The following is a 23,379-nucleotide window of genomic DNA, read 5'->3' on the forward strand; positions in this document are numbered from 1 at the left end:
TAAATTATCGGGCTTTTAGCTTAAGTCTACTAAAGTAGACTGGAGATTTTTGGCGATATTCAGTCATCTTCAGATGACTTTAGCTATGAGACGGGAATTTCAATTCCCGGCGGACAAGCGGTTTCACGTTAAGTTGACACCAATGCCAATTTGCTAGCGCATCATAAATTAAGCCCAATTGCGTACTACAACAATTTTGAACTGACGTTCTTGGGGCAAAATATAATCTAGTGAACCGTAGTGTTGCAAAGCCCACTCCCGCAAGTCTTGAACAGCACGAGTAAATATCTCATCAGGAATCGTCCAAGCTGCACTTTGGATTTTGTTTTCTTGGTTTTCTAGCAATTTGCCCACAGTATCTTCAACTCGCCATTGGGCAGCTATTTCGGTGGATAAAGTAGCACCTTGTGCTTGCAACTCTGTTAACACCTCTTCTTCCGTCGCACCGTAATGCGGTAAAGGATGACCATAGCCATCTAATATAGCTTTCCAACGCTCAGTAAATTCCCATCTCTGCGAATTGACATCTTCATCAGCCTTAACAGAGGCAGCCTGGCCGTGAGTGTAGAGCAAAATACCACCAGGTTTGAGAACGCGGCGGATTTCTGCTAAAGCTTGCTTCCAAGCAGCAATCAGGTGAAACACATGAACTGTTAAAGCTACATCAAAAAAATTATCATCAAATGGTAAAGCTGTAGCATCTCCTTTGATTGCTGTTAATAGGTGGGATATACCCTCTAATTTTTGGTGCAGTTCAGCCAACATCTTTTCGGAAACATCTACACCAGTGTATGAATAACCTCTTTTAGCAATTGGAACAGCAATTCTACCAGTACCGATACCCGTTTCATAGAATTTAGTCTCTGCTGTTGGTGAAACTAGATTGAGAATAAAGTCGGTGACTTGCTCAGAAATCCCTGGTGGAAGTCCCCTAGTTGCATCGTAAATATCAGACACTCGGTCAAAAGAAATTGTGTTAGTCATGTTGATCCTTAATGTGTGGGAAAATCATTCGTATTAGTACAACTAAACAAGAAAAGGTACATAATGATAATTATCAAAAAACCAAGGGTTTTTCCTAACTAAATTTCTGAAGAACTGGCTTGATTGAGAAGATCAACTGCATCTTTATCGAGGTTAAGATTGACAGCTTTAATGATATCGTTGAGTTGCTCAATTTTTGTTGCACTAACAATAGGAGCGGTAATGGTTGGATTAGCAATCAACCATGCTAAAGAAACTTGGGTGGGAGTGGAATTATAAGTCTTTGCCACTCGATCAATTGCCTCTAGAATTCGGAAACCGCGAGGATTTAAATATCTTTTTACGGAATTACCACGGAGACTAATAGACAAATCTTTTTCTGAGCGATATTTACCAGAGAGAAAGCCACTGCACAGAGAGGAATAGTTAATCACACCAATTTCCTGTTCTTGGGAAATTTTTTGTAAATCTTGTTCATAATCATCTCGGTCATACAAGTTATAACGAGGCTGAAGACTTTCGTAGCGAGGATAGCTATGCTGAAGGCTGATTTCTAATGCTTTTAAAAGACGTTCTGCACTATAATTTGAAGCACCAATTGCACGTACTTTTCCTTGACGAATCAATTCTCCGTAGGTTTCAAGAGTTTCTTCAAGTGGAGTAGTTTCATCGTCGATATGTGATTGATATAGATCAATATAATCAGTTTGTAACCTTTGCAATGAGTCTTCAACAGCTTGTTGGATATATTTACGAGAAAGCCCTTTGCCTTTAACACCCATATCGTTGCCAACCTTAGTAGCAATCACCACTTGATCGCGATTACTACGTTGCTTGAGCCATTTTCCTAAAATTGCCTCAGACTCTCCACCTTGATTTCCTGGAACCCACTTGGAATAGACATCGGCTGTGTCAATAAAATTACCTCCAGCCGCTATAAAGTGATCTAAAATTTCAAACGAAGTATTTTCATCAATTGTCCAACCAAACACATTGCCACCAAAAGATAATGGTGATACTTCTAGTCCTGAACGTCCGAGTTTACGTCTTTGTGTAATAACCATGAATTTTTTCTCAAGACAGTTTTAGAAATTACTTGTGCCAATTATGGCTAATTCAAATGAAAAATACAGTCCGCTATTAAAATTACGATAAGTCTATCGACAAACAGTAGTTAAAGAGATAAATGCAGAATATCATGGAAAATAATCCAAAATCAAGTCTTCTAATCTCTCCAATACTACTTTCGCTTTTAAGAAGCTTCGATGTTTGTAACCGGAACACTTTTCACAAAAACCTTGGATTCCCCAAGGACGATGGTGTGATTAAAACAAGTCGTAAGTCGCAAGTCACAAGTCGCAAGTAAGTTTTGTGAAAGCGACGCGCAAAGCGAGTCTGCGATAGCGCCGGCGGCAAGCGAGTACTCGAGCGTCGCGTCCGGGGATTTAGACCCCGACCCAAAACTTGCCGGTTATTGAACCGGGGGACTTAAACCCACGGAGTTTGTTAATCCCCCAACCCGTGCTAAACTACATTCGAGTCACTATTGTAAAATATATAGCAGTCCTAAATCATTCGTGAACAATAATAAGATCCCCGACAACTTTTACGAAGTCGGGGATCTTAGTCTCTCGATTTTCACAAATCATTGGGTAAAGACGCGATTCATCGCGTCTTTACAGCGCAAACAATTGTAAGTATTTTAAGTGGTGTATTCGGCGTTAATCTTCACGTAGTCATAACTCAAATCACAACCCCAAGCTTTACCTACACCATAACCATTGCCAACATTAACGGAGATTAACACCGTATCTTGTTGGAGATAAGCACTCGCTGCTGCGCGATCAAAAGTTAATGGTTGCCCATTTTCTAACATCAAGAAATCCCCTAGCTTAATTTGCAGGTTTTCTTGCTCAAATGGCACACCTGCACGTCCGGCGGCGGCGGCGATGCGTCCCCAATTGGGATCGCGTCCAAAGATTGCAGATTTAACTAAGGATGAACCAGCGATGGTTTTGGCAATTTGACGGGCTGAGAGTTCATCATGAGCGCCAGTCACTTCCACTTCAATGAGACAGGTTGCACCTTCACCATCACGAGCGATCGCTTTGGCTAAATGCTGGCAAACTGCTGTTAACATCGCCTCTAATTTCTCTGCTTCTGCGCCCCATTCTATAATTGCTGGGGTGCGAGATTGACCATTTGCCAAGGCGATTAAGCTGTCGTTGGTGCTGGTGTCACCATCCACAGTAATGGAATTAAAGCTTCTATCAGCTGCTCTGGCTAACATCTGTTGCCAAAGGTGAGGCGAAACCACAGCATCACAAGTCACAAATGCCAGCATAGTTGCCATGTTGGGGTGAATCATGCCGGAACCCTTAGCAATGCCGCCAATTCTTACCGAACGGTCGCCTATATTTGTCTCTAGGGCAATGGATTTTGTTACCAAATCTGTAGTGATAATCGCCCCAGCAGCGGCATCTGAGCCTGTGTCTGATAGTGCTGCTACTACCTTGGGAATCCCACTTCGCAAGGCATCCATCTTAATTCTTTGACCAATCACGCCAGTGGAAGCCAATAACACAGATTCAGATGAGATGTTCAGGGCTTGGGCTATTGCCAGCGCAGACTCTAAAGCATCAAACCAGCCTTGATTACCTGTAGCAGCATTTGCTTGTCCAGCATTACAGAGAATGGCACGAGCGCTCTGTTTAGCTTGCAAGCGTTGGCGACAATAGTCTACGCAGGCTGCTTTGACTTGGCTAGTGGTGAATACACCTGCTGCGATCGCTTCCACCTCTGAAAATATCAAAGCTAAATCTGGCAACCCCGAAGGTTTCAATCCTGCGGTAATTCCCGCCGCCTGATATCCTCTTGGTGCTGTGATGCCACCTGTTATTTCTTGCCAATCTGCCATTATTCTTCGTTGTACTTGATTCTAAACTTGATATAAGCTTATATTTATTGTCAGTCCTATGGTTGATTTAAAATCACAATCTCTCATTAATTCCCAAAAGTAGGGAATTCTAAAATTACTTAATATTAAAATCACTAAAAATAAATTTCTCAGCAGAATATTTAACCGAGTACCGTGGGTTTAAATCCCCCGGTTCAATAACCGACAAGTTTTGGGTCGGGGTCTAAATCCCCGGACGCGACGCTCGAGTACTCGCTTGCCGCCGGCGCTATCGCAGACTCGCTTTGCGCGTCGCTTTCACAAAACTTAATTACGAATTACGAATTACGAATTACAAATTATTTAAGAGCGATCGCTCTGGGTTTAAATAAAAAAATAAAACCCCTAGCAAACTACCAGGGGTAATGCAAGTCAGTACTTTTCGCATGGAATGTATCCTACCCCAATACCATAACAACCCTCTAATTTAGAGATATGCCATTTTGCCAAACAAAAAAAGCCCCCAGTTGTAAACTGAGGGTTAATCTTTTTCAGAATAGCGGTAATATACAAAGCTATTATTCCCAGAGAAGTAAGCAAACAACGAGTATTGGCTTTTAAATAAGCAAAACTAATAAGTTGCGTCAGGTTTACTAAAGTAACAAAAGTTGATTAAAAATTGTAAAGCAGTGTAAAGTAGTTTCACAGGCAAAGACAAAACCGCCTGATTCATAATTAAAAAACGCTTACTTTCCCCCACTGAATTAAAAATTAAGTGGTAAAAATCACAATAATCAGATCCCCGACTTCTTTGAGAAGTCGGGGATCTCGTTGTTCACGAATGATTTAGGATTGCTATAGTCGAGCGGTTGACATCCACTTTAATTTTTAACAAACTCCGTGGGTTTAAGTCCCCCGGTTCAATAACCGGCAAGTTTTGGGTCGGGGTCAAAATCCCCGGACGCGACGCTCGAGTACTCGCTTGCCGCCGGCGCTATCGCAGACTCGCTTTGCGCGTCGCTTTCACAAAACTTACTTGCGACTTGCGACTTGTTTTAATTTTTAATTTTTAATTCCACCTTGCGGCACTAGTCCCAATTAAAAGAATGCGAATTCGACCCAACACCTTAAGCTTCACTGTATTTTTAGGGGCACTCTCGGCTCTACCACCCCTATCAATCGATATGGGATTACCAGCTTTCCCGACAATTAGCGAAGCATTAAGGGCATCTTCTGGATCTGTAGGGTTAACGCTGAGTTTGTTCATGCTTGGCTTTGCTCTTGCCCAACTTGTCTTCGGCCCCCTTTCGGATCGTTTTGGACGCAAACCAGTTCTGCTATTTGGCTGTGGACTCTTCACCCTAGCAGGAGCAGCTTGTGCTGTTGCACCATCCATCGGTAGTCTCATCGCTTGGCGTTTGGTTCAAGGTGCTGGTGCTGGTGCTGGTATGGTAATGACATTGGCGATTGTCCGCGATTTATTTGAGGGTGCAACTGCACGGGCCCAACTCTCTTATGTCAACTTGGTGATGAGTGTAGCACCAATGATTGCACCGACAATCGGCGGTATAGTGCTGATGGTGGCTGGTTGGCGGGCTATTTATGGGACACTTGCGATCGCAGGTTTATTGCTGGTGTTATCTATTGTAGGACTAAGTGAATCTATAGGGCATCGTGATGTAAATGCTATCCAACCAGTTCGCTTAATTAAAAATTACGGGCGCATTCTCACCAACCCAATCTGTCTTGGTTACGCCCTTGTTAATGCTTTTAACTTTGGCTGTATGTTTGCTTATGTTGCTGGCTCTCCCTTAGTGATGCTCAAGGTTTTTGGTGTTTCCACCACAACTTACGGCTGGTTGTTCGCCTCCACCGCCTTTGGTATCATGACAGGCTCTTTCTTAAATGGACGCTTGAGTATTCGAGGTGTGTTACCTTCACGTTTGTTGACTGTGGGATTAGTAACTGCTACAGCATCAGCGATCGCGCTGGTAATTGTGTCAGTGAGTGGTGCTGCTCAAGTAATAACACTGATGCCATTATTAGTAGTTAATACCTTCTGTCGCGGGATTATTTCACCCAATGCGATGCACGGCGCAATTCAGCCAGTCCCAGAAAGTGCTGGGGTTGCTGCTGCTGTAATCGGATTTATGCAGATGTTGGCTGGTGCTGTCGCTAGTGGACTGGTAGCATTTCTTTTTGATGGTCATACAGCGATCGCCATGTCTAGTGTTATGGCCATATTTGCGATCGCTTCTTTCGCCGCCTATTTTGGATTGGTGCATCGCAGTCAAGTTGTGTGAGTGCGATCGCTTATGGTAATGCCCAGTGCTAGAAGCCTTTCTGTTTTCTGTGGCAATCGTTAGTTAAACAGCGATACATGACAGATATATAATTGGTATTTGTTTTTGAGTGAATAAATATGAGTTATTTTAACCATTATCAGCAACGAAAAGACTATATCATCCTCTTAATAATTTGGCTGATAGCATTAGCTATAGATAGAACTTGGTTTTTCTTAGATGAATCGATTCCCGCCTACGATCAAAGCGCACATTTAACGGTAGCATTGTATCATTATAAAGTTTTTCAAAACTTCAATATCTTCTCAGGAGATTGGTGGTTATCTCTGTGGCAATTAACTCCAAGTTATCGCGCTCCTTTTGTATATATTTGCACAGTACCATTTTTGATGTTGTTTGGACGGGGATCTGACCAAGCAAGTTTAGTCAATTTATTGTACACTGCGATGATTATACTTTCAGTGTATCATTTAGGGAATTTTTTATTTAAAAACAGAAAAACTAGCATAACCGCCAGCATATTTTGTCTGTTATTTCCTATTTTGGGAATTATCCGGACAGATTATTTAATAGATTATGGTTTGACAGCAATTGTTATCCTAACTTTCACAGTTCTGACGATTTGGAAAGATAGTTATATTCGGTTTTCATCATGGGGTTTAACTATCGTCTTGGGCATAGGAATAGGTTTAATCATGTTGGCTAAACCTACAGGGATTATTTTTATTTTAGTTCCTAGTATTTGGACATTAATTAGTTTTATTAGAAAACGTAAATTTATCAAGCTAATTCAAACTTGCTTATCTTTGATGATAGCTTGGTTAATTTGTCATTTTTGGTATGGCGTAAATTGGTTAACGATTATTACATCGGCATTAAACGCTAACCAAGTCGGAAAAGGGGAGGGTGATCCTTCTGCTACAACTATTGCTGGATGGCTATACTATCCACAGATGATCCCAGAAAGCGTTGGTTTACCAATATTGTCTGTGAGTATTGGTATTTTATTGGTTTATCTGGTTAAATATCGATTTAATACTAATTTAATTTCAGGAAATCTTCATAAATCGGCTCGAATTTGGTTATTAGTTACCTTAGTAAGTAGCTATATAATTTGTACTTTGGGCACAAATAAAGATATTAGATTTATTCTGCCATGCTTTCCGATAATTAGTTTAATATTAGCGGATTTTTTCAACTTAATTGAAAATATATATTTTGATAGGTTGAGATTAGCTACCCTTGTGTTAAGTTGTATATTTTTACTAAATAATTTGTTTCCATTACCCCTAATTCAAGCATGGGGTGATAAACATTTCCCTAATGATGATGCTAGGAAATATCCCCTGGATAAACTGATAAATAAAATCACCGAAACAGATGTATATTTAAGGTCAGATTTAGGGGTAATTCCCGTTTCAGCACCTCAGATAAATGAGTTTACTTTAGATTATTTTGGGACATTAGCAGACTTTCGCGTATATGGCAGAAAATTAACAACAAACTTATCTCGCATAGAGCAAGATTTAGAATATTTTTCTTGGTATGTCACCAGAGAGAATGAACCAAACGAACCGGGAGAAAGTGGAGAGACTAAACGTAAATTAAAATCTTTAGTGGAATCTTCTACTGATTTGAAATTACAGGGTGATTGGATATTACCTGGTAGAGATAAATTGCGATTATATCACCGCAAAAATCCTTATGTGGTTGTTCAAAAAATAAGTAATACCGAGTCTGGAATTAGTCTAGAAAAAGTTGCAATTTCTCAGCAACTAATTTTAGATAAAAATAACCCTGTAACCTATCAAATAACAGGTTCATGGGATGATTTGCAAAATGGGTTATTACTGTTAAAATGGCAAAATGGCCAATCATATTGGTATCACGATCATGCCATTGGCTTGGGTAATTTATACTGTGGACTCAAATGTCACCCAGAAGGAAGTTTCCGGATAAAAGAAGATTTAGCCACATTTATTCCCAAAACACTACCACTAGGAAAATATCAACTATCAGCACTCTATTTAGATAGGAGAAACAACAAAATCACATCTTTAAATATTCCAGATATTACTGTAAATGTGACAGATGTAGGAACAGTAGAAAAATCGCCACCTTTAGATTTAGTTACCCGAACTTCACAACTAGCACAAGAGTTACAACAGGGAAAATTAGATAATCTATTTGTACAGATAAGTAATTTCAATCAATACGATCCTACTCAAGATTATTTAAAACAAATTGAATTTGCAGGTAATTATCATCTGCAAAAAGAGCCAAATAACTTAAATTGGCGTTACACTCTAGTCTTATCGCAACTTTTACGGCGGCAAGTTCCAGAACTAATCCAAAATTTAAGAGAATTAACTAAATATGATGCTGAAAATCCTTACACATATCTTTATTTAGCTTTTGTTTATTTATATAATTTTCAACCTCTACAAGCTGAACCAAATTTAGCGATCGCAGAAAAATTAAAACCAGATATACCAGAATTAAAAACTTTAAAGAAAGTAACAAATATTATGAAATTTTTGCCTCTATAATGGTTTTCCACCAAGGAATAGGATAAACAGGAAGGGGAGCATCCCAATTTTGCAAATTGACTAAGATAACAGATTGTCATTGCGAATGAAGCGAAGCGGAATGAAGCAATCGCAAGGTCTAGGTGTCGCGATTGCTTCTCTTCGAGACGCTACGCGAACGCTCCATTTCATTACGCTCGCAATGACAAAATATGTTTTTACACATTTGGGATGCTCCCAACAGGAAGTTGCTGCTTGAGGCAAGCAACCTCGGTTCTAAAATTGCAAGTCTAGCTTCGATATCCGGGGTTGAGATATGATTTTTTGATCGTCTGTTGTTATTTATCTATACTAAAAACGGATGATTGCTAGACTTTTGCCCAGGCAAAAATCTTTGTATATCAATACTCTTGGCGATTTTAAAACTAAAGCTGCAACCCGTCTTTAGTATACCTTGCCATGTGTTTTAATCGAAATCTCAAGGATACAGGGCATTTTTGGGAGAAGCTATACCACAGCACGACTTTTGCCAATGCAGACAAACAGCGCGTAATATTAATATTAGTATCATCCATAACTAAAATAGCTTCATTCTCACCCAGTTATTAGTAGATAGTATGGCTAAAATTACTGTTTGCATTCCTACTTTTAATCGTGTTCATCTCCTTCCTTATGCTATTGACAGTGTACTCAATCAGTCTGAGCAAGACTTTGAGCTAATTGTTTGTGATGACGGTTCTAAGGATGGCACACCTGAGTTGATGTCACAATACACAGACGAGCGAATTAAATATATCCGTCATCTGCAAAATATTGGTAAAAGTAATAATATGCGCTCTGGCTTTGATGCAGCCAGTGGTGAGTATTTTATTAAATTTGATGATGACGATCGGCTAACACCCGATTTTCTCGCAAGTACCGCAGCTATTCTTGCTCAAGACTCTAGCATTGATTTCGTTGGTACAGACCATTGGATAATTGATATTAACAATGTACGAGATGAGGCAAAAACTCAAGAAAATTCTCATCGTTGGGGTAGGAATAATTTACCCGCAGGGATTGTAAATAATTTATTAGAAGTGGTATTTATTCAGCAAAGCTTTCAAGTTGGCGCAACATTATTTCGCCGTAAAACCTTGCAAGAATTAGGATATATGCAGGCAAATCTGCAAAATTGTGAGGATAATGATTTATTTGTGCGTCTGGCTTTGGCTGGAAAAAAGGGCTATTATTTACCAGAATTATTGATGGAATATCGCTACCATACAGAACAGCAAGGTATCAATCGAGCCATTCCTTATTTATTTGATAAAATCCGGTATTTAGAAAATTATAAGTTTGAGTCTGAAAAAATAGAGACAATCAGGAAAAATCGTCTAACTGAAACACAATTATTATTAGGTTTGCGTTTAATTGAAAAGGGTGAAACGCAAAAAGGCAGAGAGCTAGTTTTAGCAGGACAGTCTTTTTCGACTCCTAAAGCTTGGACTGGTTTAGGTTTATCGTTGTTACCTGTTGGGTTGCGAGGTAAGGCTTTTAATGCACTGCGACAGGTGCGGGGTTAGGAAATAGTTTTTGAAATGTTTGACGTAGAAGTACAGAGAAAATTATGTAGGGTTTTTACACTCTGGAGAACTTATCCTAATACGGTTCAGTTAGCCCTAAAAACTTTAAGCTACGTAGGTTGGGTTGAGGAATGAAACCCAACATTAAACCTTAATCGTTGGGTTTCACTTCGTTTAACCCAACCTACTAGCTAACTTCTTGACCACTCATCAATAATAGTCAAAATTGTTTTATCACCCAACTTTATTGTTTTATCACTCAAGCTTTTAACAGATTTTACTACATCACGGTAATCTTCAAACTTTTGCTTCGGTTTCTTACTTCGAGCATCAAATATGCCCTTTGCAAGTTTTTCAGCCCCAGGAATCCTAGAGCGTTGTAACTTTATAGATAACTCGTCTTTATCCAAAGAGTTCAATAAACTAAGTGGATTACTCTGTTCGCTCTTTTGAGGAATCAGGTTTTCAAGTTGCTTGAACTGACTATCTATTCTCTGTCTTTCTTGTAAAAATTCTGACTTAAACTCATTAAATTGCTTCTCAAGACGTAATTCTAAATTTGCCAGACGTGGTTCTAATTTTGTTGTTTCAGGCTGTGATGTTACTTGTTTAGTAGAAGAATCAATTCCTTTAAGAGATGCAACTTGCTTTACTACTAAATCCTCTAATTTTGGAGCAATGACAAAAGCATTAACCATTTCACCTTGTCGAGGATTTTTTTCTCTTGCCCTGACAGCAGCATAATATTCAAAATGTCCATCAACTACCGTATAGCTATCTACTCCTGTCACTTTCACAACCAATGGTCTGATAATTCCTCCAGTTTCTATAATTATATCTGCAAGGTTTTCTAAATCGGCTTCTGCAAAATTTGAACGAGGTTCATTAGAAGCAATACTTTTGACATCCACTAAAGAAAAATTAATCATTAATAAACCCCCATTTTTTGGATAACTTCATCTGCTAATACATTAAATTCTTCAGCAGAAATTTGAGCAGAAGTTTTTAACTCGGCAAATTTTATAATAGATTTAGGGTCAGGATATTCTAAATCTCCAACGGGGATAGTCTGGTTCATACATTCTGATAATGCTGTTCTATCATAAATTACAGTTTCCATAAGTGGCAGATGATAGCGCTCTGAAATTACTTCTCTCTGTTTAGGGAAATTGTATTGTAAAAATTTAGCATTTGTTGATATTTTAGAAGCAAGAACGCCCATTATACTAATAGGCGGTTTACCCATCATTTCTTTAGATTCATTAATTTGATTAACAAAATTTTTGACTGTTGGTAAACCTTGGTTAGCAAATGGTTTCAAGTCGGATGGAATTATCAGGTAATCACTAGCAATCAGTGCAACTTCAGCATACAAATCCCTAGAGGGAGGAGTATCAATGATTACAATATCATAGTTGTTTTCTACCCTTTTTAGTTTTGTTACTAGCCTGCTCCTACTAGCTAATATTTTATTTAGTTTATCCTGATATTCAATTAATGTAATATGCGAAGGAATAACATCAATTTCTGGATTGTTGAAATAATCAGACGTGCGTACTAATTCTGGAATAAAGTTAAAATCTCCTGATTCTAATAAATGATATACGTTTAACTCTCTTAAATTATCATCTTCTTCAAATTGAAATTTGATTAATCCTGTAGCAAAAGTAGTATTCGCCTGAGAATCTATATCAACTAAAAGTACATTTTTACCTTTTTTACGTAATGCTGCTGCCAGGTTTACTGCAACAGTAGTTTTACCCACGCCGCCTTTATTGTGGTAGATTGCAATCGTTTTCATTGAATGTTGCCTCTGTATTTCAAAATTGGAATTGTTTTCAGTTATTTGAACTTCTGGTTGATCTACCAACTGTCCCTCTTTTAAACTATCTCTATCAACTAAACGTTTAATAGTCTCTAATTTAGTCTCAATTTCTTTACCAGAACATTGAAATACTAGTTTGATATCAGTCTGTAATTTCTCATAAATTCTAATCTCTTTCCCATTAGTCAACAATCCATACCTGACATTCAAGCTGGTTAAATAATGCCTGAGTCGGGGGACATGGTTATTTAAGTTTTGTTTGGGATGTTTTGCCTCCATGACGACACTCAGGGGTGAGTTGGCATCTAAGACAAAGGGAATCACTTGCGCGGCAAATGCTAAAAAATCTAAGCGGATGCTACCAATGGCAACTTCTTGATGCCAGGTGTCAGGAGTATAACCTAGCTGCGGTAGCAAATATTGCACTATGAGTTTGCTTTCAACTTCGCTTTCGTTACGGCATAGCTCAGGATTAAAAGGCAATATTTTTCTACCTCTAAATAATGATTGGACTTGGGACAAAACTTTATATTTGTTAGATTATGCCATAACCTTAATGATTTTGAGTGATAGAAATCACTTAGAAAAATATAAAAATCATCATAAAATTAGTACTTTCGCTGATGAAATAACCACTTCTGAAAGCTATTCATATTCAAAATTAACAGGCTGTGTATGTATTTCACCATTCCCCCCGTAAATGGCTAGAATCAAGGTGTTTAGTTAACTTATTTGCGCTAAAGGTTTTGGCTACTGTATCTTGTCCCCACTGCCATCAACTCGTTGATAGACAAGCTATTAGTTGTCCCTATTGCCGGACAACACTCAAAGCTTACGGTCATCCCGGTATTCCATTGCACCGCGCTATTGGGGACGGGTATCTATGCGACACTTGCACTTATCACGCTGATGATACTTGCAATTTTCCCCAGCGTCCCTACGCCAAAGACTGTACCCTCTACCAAAATATTGAAGAGACAAAGTTAGAGGTAAAACAGCAGCGTTACACCAACAGTTTTGCAGTAACGGTGAAAATTTGGGTAAAACGCAACCAAGCTTTGCTTTTGCTATTAGGTCTATTATTGGTCTGTTTGTTCTTCAGTCTAGTAACTTAGATGATTAGAACTGATACAGCTTGAAAATACTAAGGGTGTGAAAGCGTTAAACCTAAAATATACGGATAAAGTATTAAATCTTTCCATCCCAGAGGTTGCAATTGCTCTTGATATGCTAGACGACTACGAGCAGCTGCTATATATTTTATAAATCGGATAGGATGCTTAACCTACAATATATAGTGCTATATCTTTGTAGTTAAAAATTTAAATAAACTACAAAGGCTTAAAAAAATCACAAAGCCGACTTTTGCAACACAACCGTATTTGATGGCTAATTCAATTGTTTCAACAAAACGGCTCGGCAACCAGTTAATCCAGTGGTTGCTTGAAGAAGACCGACGAAGAGAGAAGGAAGGGCCTTACCGCAAAGAAGAACCACATCGCCAGCATTCTTGGTGGCAGGTAATGTGCTTGACTGGTGTAGATTATTTCTCGACCCTTGGCTATCAACCTGGGATTGCAGCACTGGCGGCTGGCGCTCTTTCTCCTATAGCTACCCTAATTCTGGTTTTGCTGACGCTCTTTGGAGCATTGCCAATCTATCGGCGCATTGCTGCTGAAAGCCCTCATGGTGAAGGGTCGATCGCAATGTTAGAGCGTTTGCTCCCTTGGTGGCAAGGCAAATTACTTGTGCTGTGCTTACTTGGCTTCGTAGCAACTGACTTTATTATTACCATTACTTTGTCAGCTGCTGATGCTACTGCCCATATCATCGAAAATCCGCTGATACCAAATTGGTTTCACAGTCAGACGATCGCAGTTACTCTGATATTAGTTGCATTACTAGGTGCAGTTTTCTTGAGAGGTTTCCGAGAAGCCATTGGGATTGCAGTAGTTTTGGTGGGAGCTTATCTGCTGTTAAATTTCATTGTTGTTAGCGTCGGTCTGTATCAGATTTTTGCTCACCCAGAAGCGATCGCGAACTGGCAAACTGCACTTTTTTCACGCCATTCCAACCCTTTAATATTAATTGGTATCTCTCTGCTCATATTCCCCAAACTAGCACTGGGATTGTCAGGTTTTGAGACTGGTGTTACCGTTATGCCCCTAGTAAAAGGCAGCAATAACAGCACTCCGCAGCATCCCAAAGGGCGAATTCGGAATACACGCAAGCTGCTTACCACTGCTGCTTTGATTATGAGCTTCTTTTTGCTCACCACCAGCTTTATAACTACTTTACTGATTCCAACCGCAGAGTTTGCATCCGGAGGCAAAGCCAACGGACGGGCCCTTGCTTATTTAGCACATCTTCATTTAGGCAATGGCTTTGGCACTATTTACGATTTAAGTACTATTTCTATTTTGTGGTTTGCCGGCGCATCTGCAATGGCAGGGCTGTTGAATATTGTGCCTCGCTACCTACCACGCTATGGTATGGCTCCCAATTGGGCACGAGCAACGCGACCTTTGGTATTAGTCTACACAGCGATCGCTTTTGTTGTCACAATTATCTTTAGAGCAAGTGTAGAAGCTCAAGGTGGGGCTTATGCAACTGGTGTACTTGTGTTAATCACCTCAGCCGCCTTTGCCGTCACCCTATCAGCTCACCGTCATAGACAGAAGCGGGCCAAACTCGTTTTTGGAATCATTACACTGTTATTTTTATATACCACTGTTGTCAATATCATCGAAAGACCAGAAGGGATTAGGATAGCTGGGTTTTTCATCGGTGCGATCATTTTTACCTCGCTGGTTTCTCGTGTTTGGCGTTCAACGGAACTGCGAACAGAACGAATCGAAGTTGACGAACTTGCTGCCCAATTTCTTGCTGAAGAGAGCCAGGGAGCAATACGGTTAATTGCAAACCGGTTGAATACAGGCGATGTCCTAGAGTATTTTCTGAAAGAGAAAGAGGTGCGCGAGGACAACCATATTCCACCCAACGATCCAATTCTGTTTCTAGAGGTTCATGTATCAGATGCTTCGGAATTTGCGGATGCGATCCTAGTCAAAGGGGTGCAAGTTGGTGATTATCGCATTCTTCGGGCTGAAAGTGCAGCAGTACCAAATGCGATCGCAGCTTTACTACTCTATATTCGTGACCAAACAGGTAAGATTCCCCATGCTTACTTCGGTTGGGTTGAGGGAAATCCCATACAATACTTACTGCGTTTTATCTTGTTTGGTGAAGGTGACATTGCTGTAGTTACCCGTGAAGTCCTCCGCCGCGCTGAAAAGAATCCCCAAATGCGACCTGGTATTCACGTTGGGGGTTGATTTAGGAGTGCTGAGTGCTGAGTTCTGAGTTCTGAGTGCGATTATTACTTTTTTGACTCAGCAGTCGTTACTCAGCACGGGCTAAACCTTAGCTATCCGCTAACAGCACTGTTTCGGTAATAGAAGTAGCGATCGCAGCTTCAGCCTCAAAGCGGAAGAAATTGCCCTAAAATTTATGTAAGTATGAGCTGCTGAATCTTAGATTAACTTGAAATTTATTTAACTTTATACACTTTGGGATAGTCACCATCTGTTTCAACAAATTGCTGGCACTCTTCCGGGAATACTCTACATTTATGACCTAATTCGACTTCTTGAAGAAGTCGGGGATCTAACAGCCCAACAAAATTAATGGGACAGACTACTAGTAGTCTGTCAAGAACTAATTCACGGGTAAATAAATTTTTCAATTTTTCTTCTTTCTTTCTTTCCTTCCTTCTTCCTTAGCGCTCTTTGCGTCCTTCTCTAACGAGACGCTGCGCGAATGCGGTTCGTTTCTTTATCCGTCAAAATTTATTTGACAGACTACTAGAAAGTCATTTGACTTTGACATTTAATCTAATTCCCGCCGTCCTTCCAACGCCCTCGCCAAAGTGACTTCATCTGCATACTCCAAATCGCCACCCACAGGTAAACCAAAAGCAATTCGCGTCACCTTCGTAAATGGTTTAAGTAGCTGACCGATATACAGTGTTGTTGTCTCCCCTTCTACACTCGGACTAATTGCGAGAATTACTTCTTGAGGTTTTTGCTGACTCACCCGGCGCTGTAAAGCCAATATAGTTAATTGATCTGGGCCAATTCCATCAATTGGCGAAATCACCCCGCCCAAAACGTGATACTTGCCTTTGTATTCGCGGGTTTTTTCCAGCGCAATCACATCACGAGGATCGGCTACAACACAGATAGTATTATTGTCACGATTGGCATTACGGCAAATTTCACAAACAGGTTCAGCAGATAAGTGAAAACAAACAGAACACAAGCCAATCTGTTTTTTTGCCTCAATTAAAGCTTGCGCCAAAGCTTCTACTTCTGCTTCTGGTCGCTTCAAAATATGCAAAGCCAGTCTTTGGGCGGATTTTGGGCCAACTCCCGGTAAGCGTTGCAATTGTTCAATTAACCGTGCTAAAGGGCGTGCGTAAACCGTTGTCTTGTCTCCAGAATGTTTTTATCTTAACTATGATGACATTTTTACTGGATTTTGGATTGGTCATTTAATTTAGGACTTACGCATTGACAATAAACATCAAATATTATAGGTTCAAATAAAAAAGCGCCCCCTTTTACCGGAGGACGCTTTTTTGAATTGTAGAGACGCTATAAGTACCACCTCAAGATATCATTAACCGTTGATCGCAGGAGCGGTTAGAGCTACAGGCGCAGAATCGCCAGCAGCCAAATCTAGAGGGAAGTTGTGAGCGTTACGCTCGTGCATTACTTCCATACCCAGGTTAGCGCGGTTGATTACATCTGCCCAAGTTGCAATCACACGACCTTCAGAGTCAATGATTGATTGGTTGAAGTTGAAACCGTTCAAGTTGAACGCCATTGTGCTGACACCCAAGGCGGTGAACCAGATACCGATTACAGGCCATGCTGCTAAGAAGAAGTGCAGTGAACGGCTGTTGTTGAAAGAAGCGTATTGGAAGATTAACCGACCGAAGTAACCGTGGGCTGCAACGATGTTGTAGGTTTCTTCTTCTTGACCGAATTTGTAACCGTAGTTTTGTGATTCAGTCTCGGTTGTTTCACGAACCAAGGAACTTGTTACTAGTGAATCGTGCATTGCACTGAACAAACTTCCACCGAATACACCAGCTACACCTAAATTGGTGGAAGGGGTGCATCAAGATGTTGTGTTCTGCTTGGAACACGATCATGAAGTTGAAGGTTCCAGAAATACCCAAAGGCATACCATCAGAGAATGAACCTTGTCCGATGGGGTATACCAAGAAGACTGCGCTGGCTGCTGCGTTTTATGATTGCAGTTATTTATGAATTATGAGTTATTTGGTCAATTGTTCGGTAAAAAAATCTTATAGGATTCGCTGTCCATCAAAATTCTGAAACCCAGCCACATCAGCACAAAGGGGAAAATCTTGCTAGCATAACGGCTGAGTACCAAAGCGATACCAGGTAGGCGAGTCAGATTATAGGACATAAATAGCCAGCAAAAAACAATAAAATAGCAAACTGGTACGATCACACTGAGATTTTGGATTGAGCTAGTGGCAAACAGAGGGATATAGATACCAAGATTGTTGCCGCCGTTGGCAATTGTTACCGCCGAGACGCGATAGGTTTGGGGATCGCGAATTACGTCCCAGAGCGATCGCTTTCTGGAATCAAATCCTCGAAATTTAGAGTTGATTTTCAGATTGGCTGACTTATCTTCGGCTGAATCATCCTTATTCAGGTTGAGCAAATTGTTCAAGCCAATGAGTATCGGCAGAATCCCTAGTAGACCAGTCCAAGTTGACGGAATTACTAGACCTACTAAGAACCCAAGTAAACTTACTATTACTAATGCCGTGAATCCTAGAATTTCACCAACCACAACATGCTGAGGACGAAAAGTCCGATTAACCTCGCTAAAAAAAGCAGTCAGATAAATATTGTCATCAAACGTTGTTGCCACAGCCGCAGCTAGCCCAATCTTAATTGTTGCAATTAACCAATCCATCACCAATCCTCACTCAACACCTATCTGATAACCGAAACTAGCGATCGCTCAACCTTTGTAGAGAATTACCACAATATCGATATGATAATGTGAGTATCGCATATTGGGTGTAACGAGCGAGCAAATCTGGTAGCTTATACATATCAAGCGGTGCTTTGACCCTGCCAATTTTAGATTTTGGATTTTGGATTTTGGAATTGGTTTTTCGGTTCAAGCCCCGTCCCTTGTGGGCAGAACAAATCTAAAAGACGCTCTCTACGAGACGCTGCGCGTAGCTTGCTTCTCTGTAAGAGTATGCGGACTCCCTTGCCGCCGGCGCTATCGTTAATCTAAAATCCCTAAGCCCCGTACCCTTGTGGGCGGAACAAATCTAAAAGACGCTCTCTAGACGCTGCGCGTAGCTTGCTTCTCTGTAAGAGTACGCGGACTCGCTTGCCACCGGCACTATCGCAAATCTAAAATCTAAAATCTAAAATCTAAAATTGTTTGACTTTATCCCCCATCTCCAATTCATTCGGCGATTTCCATTACCTATATTTATCAAAGGAGTCATTATGATTAGCCGTTTGATTGACCTTCTGCCTAGATACACAGGTCAAAACATCTTACGGTTGCTCAGATCAGCCACTCATAGATCGGCTACCTACAGGTTTGCAGTTCGATTTTCCATCGGACTTATCTCGATTTTGGTCTTACCTCTAGTTTTTGACGGTCATGCTATTGCTGCTTCTGAATCTGGTAATCAGTTCCAACTATCCAAAAGCTCCACAATCCAGTTGCTGGAAACCGTGGGACTGTTTATGGGGGGGATAATTTTCTGTATAGTTTTGGATCGCTGGTTTTCTAACCGTTCTAATCAATCTAGCAACACGCCCTTAGCAGAGCAAGCGCGGCGACTCAAGCAACTCAAAATTGGATATCCAGAGGGGATGACAAATCTGGAAGTTCTCCGCGATCAAGGCTTGCTGGAAAATCGGTTGCGACCTTATGGGCTGAGTGTTACCTGGACAAGTTTTTTATCAGCCTCTTCTCTGATAGAAGCACTGAGCAATGGGACAATTGACTTCTGCGGCGGCGGCGGTACAGCCAGCATTTTCTCTCAAGCGGCAGATCATGTATTTGTGCGGGTAGCTAAAGAAAAATATACCGCTCCCAAAGGTCAAGCAATTTTAGTGCCGGAAGATTCACCAATTCAGACACTAGCAGACCTGAAGGGTAAAAAGATCGCTTTTGACAAAGGCTCAAGCGCACATTATATACTTGTGCGATCGCTGGCAAAAGTCGGCCTCGATTTTAACGACATCGAGCCAGTATATCTTACACAACCGGAGGCGCTGCCGCTATTCCGTCGGGGTGAACTCGATGCTTGGGTGATTTGGGTTCCCTACACAGCAACTCAAGCCCGGAGCGCTTACCCAGGGCGATCGATTACAGACCTAGAGAGCATATTTGGTGACAAAGCCTCCGTGGAAGTCCCCACTTATTACTATGCAATTCCCGAATTGGTACGCGACTATCCCGACTTACTCAAGGTGATTTTAGAAGAGGTCAACGAAGCTGGAACTTGGGCTAAGAGACAGGAATTAGAAGCTGTTCAACGATTGGCAAAACACCATGAAATCGATCCATCTATTGTAGAACTTTTACAGAAACATAGTGGTGAACGCGCTATCATCCCGATTGACGACCAATCGCTCAATGCTTTACAACATCAGGCAAATATATTTAGAGATTTAAATCTAATTCCTGAGCGGGTGAATGTGAAAGATGGAACCTATAGTTTGCAGACTAAGCAAAACTGGACTTATTAATCGGATTTTCGCATAAGCTGGGCGCTCATCTTGCCCACCCCACAAGAATTATTGTTTTTAGCTTATTAAATGCGAAGTAGTAAAAGACCACTTCTTAAAACTTCATTCCACAGAGACAATTTTTGAACTTCTAGCAAAGAAAGAGGCGGATTTACAGGGAAAGGTAGTTCTTGTTGTAGAGATAGTTGCCACAAGCCGACATCGTGCCACTGACTAAATTTATATCCAACTCTGCGAAATACACCTACAGGTGAAAAACCGACAGCTTCATGCACAGCGACACTTGCTAGATTAGGTAAAGCGATCGCAGCAAAAACGTTATAAAATCCTTGGAGTTGCAGCAACCCAAAAAGGGAAGTATATAAAGCTTTAGCAACTCCTTTTCTGCGATGTTCAGCATTTACGTACACGGATGATTCTACAGACCATTGATAGGCAGCACGAGTCCGGTAGGGAGTAGCATAGGCATAACCTAAAAGCTCACCGTTAATTTCACACACTAGCCAAGGCATCTGCTGTTGATAGTTATTAATGCGTCCTTCAAATTCCGTTTGGCTGGGAGGCTCTATTTCAAAAGAAATTGGAGTTTCCCGCACAACTGGCGCATAAATTGCCAGCATTTTTAAGGCATCACTTTCGTGAGCTAGTCTAATTACAGCCTTCACAGCAGATCCTTTTTGGGTTTTAATTATTATGGAATAGGGAATAGGGAATAGAAGAATTAGCCCCGGATATTAGTTTAAAGCCGTACTTCTCTACGAGACGCTACCGCGATCGCAGCATTGCAAACCAGCTGTGACGTTATTAATAATATATATGGTGAGCGATCGCTTCAGCTTGCCATTCAACTAGCAATACGGTTCGGTTAAAATCCCCCCGTCTACGGCGACCCCCTTAAAAAGGGGGTAAATAGGAGGAAAAGCCCCCCTTTTTTAAGGGGGGTTGGGGGGATCTCCGAGAGCCAAATATACTAACCGAACCGTATTGATTCAACTAGAGTCGTAAGGGCACAGTAATACTCATTGGTGTCAACTTAACATGAAACCGCTTGTCCGCCGGGAATTGAAATTCCCGTCTCATAGCTAAAGTCATCTGAAGATGACTAAATATCGCCAAAAATCTCCAGTCTACTTGAGTAGACTTAAGCCTACTAGCCCGGAAATTTATTTTTGAAGTAATAAGTAATGGGTATTACTTATTACTTATTACTTATTACTCATTAATTTATTTCCTGGGGGGCATGGAAGCCAACAGATCAGCTATTTCCAGCTTAAGTTGACACCAATGGGCACTGCCGTGCCCCTACGGGTGTACCTTACTAGCTCGGTAAATGCTATAACGCAACGCTTTCATAAAACTTAATTACGAATTACGAATTATTTAATCCACTATCTATTTTCCCTTAGGGAACTCCAAGAAATAAATTATCCAATATTGTGGAGCGGGCAAGATGCCCACCCCACAAGAATTAATTGAATATTTTTTTATTTGGAAGTCCCTTAACCGAGCAGTATTAGGGTATGTCCGATGCGATTCTTCTTTGGAGAGGCTACGCGATCGCCAGCTATTAAGAATTAGTCATGAAAAAATTTGAGCCATGCCTACGCCTACGCGTCGCTTGTGTGGTGACTGAAAACTGCCATGAGTGATACCTGCGGTAAGCTTTGCTAACGCCATACTAACCTATAATTAATGATAAAGCTTATCATTATCATTAACTATGACCATTATCCTAACGCCGGAACAGGAAGCAGAGCTTTGGGCTGAAGCTGAAATGAACAGCCAGCAAAACTCGTCAGAGCCATTTGAATACTATTGTCAAGTACCTAAGCAACTGGGCAAAGGATATACGCGAAGCATAGAAGTGCATCCCCAAGTGTGGCTGGGGATTGGTAACTACGAATTCTACGATGAAATACTGGAACTAGGCTGTGAATGCGTTCACCCTTTGCAATTTGATGTTCGCCTTTCAGGAAAAATTATAGATGAATTTGGAGGGCAAATAGGAGAAGGATACACGCTCATTTCAGGTGGCGGCATTCAACGAAAGATGACTTTTTTGGATTCTCAAGCGTACGTGGGTATTAGCTTCAGTATGCCTCCTGAGTTGTTGGCAACCTTTTTTCCTACAGGGGACGGAGAAATTCCACCGCAACTACGTTTTTTGGCAAAAGGTAACGAGTGGCAGACATTACTCTACCCAAAAACTACAACAGCAATACAGACAGTGGCAGAGCAAATAGTCAATTGTCCCTTCCACGGGATGACGAAGCGTTTGTATTTACATGGGAAGGTACTAGAGTTGATGGCGTTGCAACTTGCCCCCTTTTTGGCTGACGAAGGTGAACCGCAACCACAACCGCGATTTAGAGCCGGAACTGTGGAGCGGATATATCAAGCAAGAGAAATTTTACTCTCCCGTCTAGAAAATCCACCAACATTATTAGAATTAGCACAAATTGTAGGGGTGAGCGATCGCACCCTGCAACGTGGTTTTCAGCAAATCTTTGATACTACCGTATTTGGTTACTTGACAGACAAACGCATGGAGCGAGCAAAACGCTGGCTCAGAGAAGGAAATCTCACAGTGCTAGATGTGGCAATTATGACTGGTTACTCTAATCCCACACACTTTAGTGTTGCTTTTAAACGTAAGTTTGGGATCTCTCCGAGTCAGTGTCGGTTGGGAAAAAAGTCTGTTTGACCAAAAGGGTGTGGGGCGAAGAAGAGAAAACTTGGCATCTATGTACACCCCGTCGCGGAACGAATAGGGTACAGTTTCGATTCAGTTTTGATTGATTAATTGCAAATTATTTGAACTGAGTAGAGAGAGAATGCACTATCAGCACTCACAATTGCCACATCCTCCACCATTGCTTGAGCAATCAACAGTCGGTCAAATGGATCGCGGTGATGAAATGGCAGAGAAGTAACTACTTCCAAATGCTCCAACTTTATCGGTAGCAATTCCATGTTGTTAAGTCTCATCTGTTCTTCAATGAAACTTGCATAAGGAACGCCAAGATTGAGTTTGCCTGTACTTTGCTTGATCGCCATCTCCCAAATGCTGGCAGTGCTGAATAAAATATCGTTCTTGCCATCATTAATCAGATTCGCCACTGAACTATTCAACCTTTGGCTGTTCTGAACATACCAAATAAAAATATGGGTATCAATCAGAACTCTCATTCCATATATTCCTTGAATTCTTCTAGTGGTTCATCAAAATCATCCGATATTGAGATTAATCCTTTGGCACTACCAGGCTTTCGATTTTTTCTGACTGACTCTATAGGCATAAGTTTAATGGCAGGGCGATCGCCTTTGAGCAAAATTACTTCTTCACCATTGATAGCAGCTTCAACTAAATCACTCAGGTTAGCGGCAGCTTCGGCTAAAGAGACTTGCATAGTTTTGGCTCAGATCGAATTACACCCTAATTTTAG

The 23,379-nt window shown here is 40.8% G+C and carries 19 protein-coding genes and 1 pseudogene; 8 read left to right on the forward strand and 12 right to left on the reverse strand.

Features of this window, described 5'->3' with window-relative positions; all coding sequences use genetic code 11:
* Positions 1 to 168: 168 nt before the first annotated feature.
* The 3 genes from V7K76_RS11740 to argJ form a co-directional block, all read right to left on the reverse strand.
* The gene (locus tag V7K76_RS11740; protein ID WP_334774944.1) at positions 169 to 984 is read right to left on the reverse strand and encodes a class I SAM-dependent methyltransferase; all 816 of its coding nucleotides are present in this window, start codon (positions 982 to 984) and stop codon (positions 169 to 171) included.
* Between the two features lie 98 nt (positions 985 to 1,082).
* Positions 1,083 to 2,048 carry an aldo/keto reductase gene (locus tag V7K76_RS11745; protein WP_334774945.1) on the reverse strand — a complete coding sequence of 322 codons (966 nt, stop codon included), beginning with the start codon at positions 2,046 to 2,048 and terminating at the stop codon, positions 1,083 to 1,085.
* A 638-nt stretch (positions 2,049 to 2,686) separates the two neighbouring features.
* On the reverse strand, positions 2,687 to 3,901 hold the full coding sequence (gene argJ / locus V7K76_RS11750; protein ID WP_334774946.1) for a bifunctional ornithine acetyltransferase/N-acetylglutamate synthase: 1,215 nt from the start codon (positions 3,899 to 3,901) through the stop codon (positions 2,687 to 2,689).
* 1,085 nt (positions 3,902 to 4,986) lie between these two features.
* Between argJ and V7K76_RS11755 the strand changes: the two genes are divergently transcribed.
* The 3 genes from V7K76_RS11755 (at position 4,987) to V7K76_RS11765 (ending at position 10,276) form a co-directional block, all read left to right on the forward strand.
* Positions 4,987 to 6,183: a multidrug effflux MFS transporter gene (locus tag V7K76_RS11755; protein ID WP_334774947.1), complete on the forward strand. Its 1,197-nt coding sequence runs from the start codon at positions 4,987 to 4,989 to the stop codon at positions 6,181 to 6,183.
* Positions 6,184 to 6,302: 119 nt separating this feature from the next.
* The gene (locus V7K76_RS11760) at positions 6,303 to 8,732 is read left to right on the forward strand and encodes a glycosyltransferase family 39 protein (protein ID WP_334774948.1); all 2,430 of its coding nucleotides are present in this window, start codon (positions 6,303 to 6,305) and stop codon (positions 8,730 to 8,732) included.
* A 596-nt stretch (positions 8,733 to 9,328) separates the two neighbouring features.
* Positions 9,329 to 10,276 (forward strand): glycosyltransferase family 2 protein, encoded by a 948-nt coding sequence (locus V7K76_RS11765; RefSeq protein ID WP_334774949.1) that lies wholly within the window; start codon positions 9,329 to 9,331, stop codon positions 10,274 to 10,276.
* A gap of 191 nt (positions 10,277 to 10,467) precedes the next feature.
* Here the strand turns inward: V7K76_RS11765 and V7K76_RS11770 are convergent, their stop codons facing one another.
* Together V7K76_RS11770 and V7K76_RS11775 are read right to left on the reverse strand one after the other, a co-directional pair.
* Positions 10,468 to 11,205: a ParB N-terminal domain-containing protein gene (locus V7K76_RS11770; protein WP_334774950.1), complete on the reverse strand. Its 738-nt coding sequence runs from the start codon at positions 11,203 to 11,205 to the stop codon at positions 10,468 to 10,470.
* Entirely contained in the window at positions 11,205 to 12,584 is a 1,380-nt protein-coding gene (locus tag V7K76_RS11775) for an AAA family ATPase (protein WP_334775044.1), read from the reverse strand. Before V7K76_RS11775 ends, V7K76_RS11770 begins: the two co-directional genes overlap by 1 nt.
* Positions 12,585 to 12,847: 263 nt before the next feature.
* Between V7K76_RS11775 and V7K76_RS11780 the strand changes: the two genes are divergently transcribed.
* Together V7K76_RS11780 and V7K76_RS11785 are read left to right on the forward strand one after the other, a co-directional pair.
* Positions 12,848 to 13,216 carry a zinc ribbon domain-containing protein gene (locus V7K76_RS11780; RefSeq protein ID WP_334774951.1) on the forward strand — a complete coding sequence of 123 codons (369 nt, stop codon included), beginning with the start codon at positions 12,848 to 12,850 and terminating at the stop codon, positions 13,214 to 13,216.
* Positions 13,217 to 13,486: 270 nt separating this feature from the next.
* Positions 13,487 to 15,436 carry an amino acid transporter gene (locus tag V7K76_RS11785; RefSeq protein WP_334774952.1) on the forward strand — a complete coding sequence of 650 codons (1,950 nt, stop codon included), beginning with the start codon at positions 13,487 to 13,489 and terminating at the stop codon, positions 15,434 to 15,436.
* A gap of 553 nt (positions 15,437 to 15,989) precedes the next feature.
* Here the strand turns inward: V7K76_RS11785 and recR are convergent.
* The 4 genes and pseudogenes from recR to V7K76_RS11805 form a co-directional block, all read right to left on the reverse strand.
* Positions 15,990 to 16,547 carry a recombination mediator RecR gene (recR, locus tag V7K76_RS11790; protein WP_238846177.1) on the reverse strand — a complete coding sequence of 186 codons (558 nt, stop codon included), beginning with the start codon at positions 16,545 to 16,547 and terminating at the stop codon, positions 15,990 to 15,992.
* Between the two features lie 234 nt (positions 16,548 to 16,781).
* Positions 16,782 to 17,412, reverse strand: a pseudogene (locus tag V7K76_RS11795) (photosystem II q(b) protein); the annotation flags it as partial.
* A 41-nt stretch (positions 17,413 to 17,453) separates the two neighbouring features.
* Entirely contained in the window at positions 17,454 to 18,122 is a 669-nt protein-coding gene (locus V7K76_RS11800; protein ID WP_334774954.1) for a cadmium resistance transporter, read from the reverse strand.
* Positions 18,123 to 18,159: 37 nt separating this feature from the next.
* The gene (locus V7K76_RS11805) at positions 18,160 to 18,336 is read right to left on the reverse strand and encodes a hypothetical protein (RefSeq protein WP_334774955.1); all 177 of its coding nucleotides are present in this window, start codon (positions 18,334 to 18,336) and stop codon (positions 18,160 to 18,162) included.
* Between the two features lie 340 nt (positions 18,337 to 18,676).
* Here V7K76_RS11805 and V7K76_RS11810 point away from each other — a divergent pair, with 340 nt between their 5' ends.
* Positions 18,677 to 19,933 (forward strand): aliphatic sulfonate ABC transporter substrate-binding protein, encoded by a 1,257-nt coding sequence (locus V7K76_RS11810; RefSeq protein WP_334774956.1) that lies wholly within the window; start codon positions 18,677 to 18,679, stop codon positions 19,931 to 19,933.
* Positions 19,934 to 19,998: 65 nt separating this feature from the next.
* Here V7K76_RS11810 and V7K76_RS11815 read toward each other — a convergent pair whose 3' ends face one another.
* Positions 19,999 to 20,598: an arsinothricin resistance N-acetyltransferase ArsN1 family B gene (locus V7K76_RS11815; RefSeq protein ID WP_334774957.1), complete on the reverse strand. Its 600-nt coding sequence runs from the start codon at positions 20,596 to 20,598 to the stop codon at positions 19,999 to 20,001.
* Between the two features lie 785 nt (positions 20,599 to 21,383).
* Here V7K76_RS11815 and V7K76_RS11820 point away from each other — a divergent pair.
* Both V7K76_RS11820 and V7K76_RS11825 read left to right on the forward strand, forming a co-directional pair.
* On the forward strand, positions 21,384 to 21,527 hold the full coding sequence (locus tag V7K76_RS11820; protein ID WP_334774958.1) for a hypothetical protein: 144 nt from the start codon (positions 21,384 to 21,386) through the stop codon (positions 21,525 to 21,527).
* Positions 21,528 to 21,653: 126 nt separating this feature from the next.
* Entirely contained in the window at positions 21,654 to 22,637 is a 984-nt protein-coding gene (locus V7K76_RS11825; RefSeq protein ID WP_334774959.1) for a helix-turn-helix transcriptional regulator, read from the forward strand.
* A 95-nt stretch (positions 22,638 to 22,732) separates the two neighbouring features.
* Here the strand turns inward: V7K76_RS11825 and V7K76_RS11830 are convergent, their stop codons facing one another.
* Positions 22,733 to 23,122 (reverse strand): type II toxin-antitoxin system VapC family toxin, encoded by a 390-nt coding sequence (locus tag V7K76_RS11830; protein ID WP_334774960.1) that lies wholly within the window; start codon positions 23,120 to 23,122, stop codon positions 22,733 to 22,735.
* On the reverse strand, positions 23,119 to 23,343 hold the full coding sequence (locus tag V7K76_RS11835) for a type II toxin-antitoxin system Phd/YefM family antitoxin (RefSeq protein WP_334774961.1): 225 nt from the start codon (positions 23,341 to 23,343) through the stop codon (positions 23,119 to 23,121). Before V7K76_RS11835 ends, V7K76_RS11830 begins: the two co-directional genes overlap by 4 nt.
* Positions 23,344 to 23,379 lie beyond the last annotated feature (36 nt).

It is taken from the genome of Nostoc sp. (genome assembly GCF_036917975.1).
Lineage (GTDB): Bacteria > Cyanobacteriota > Cyanobacteriia > Cyanobacteriales > Nostocaceae > Nostoc.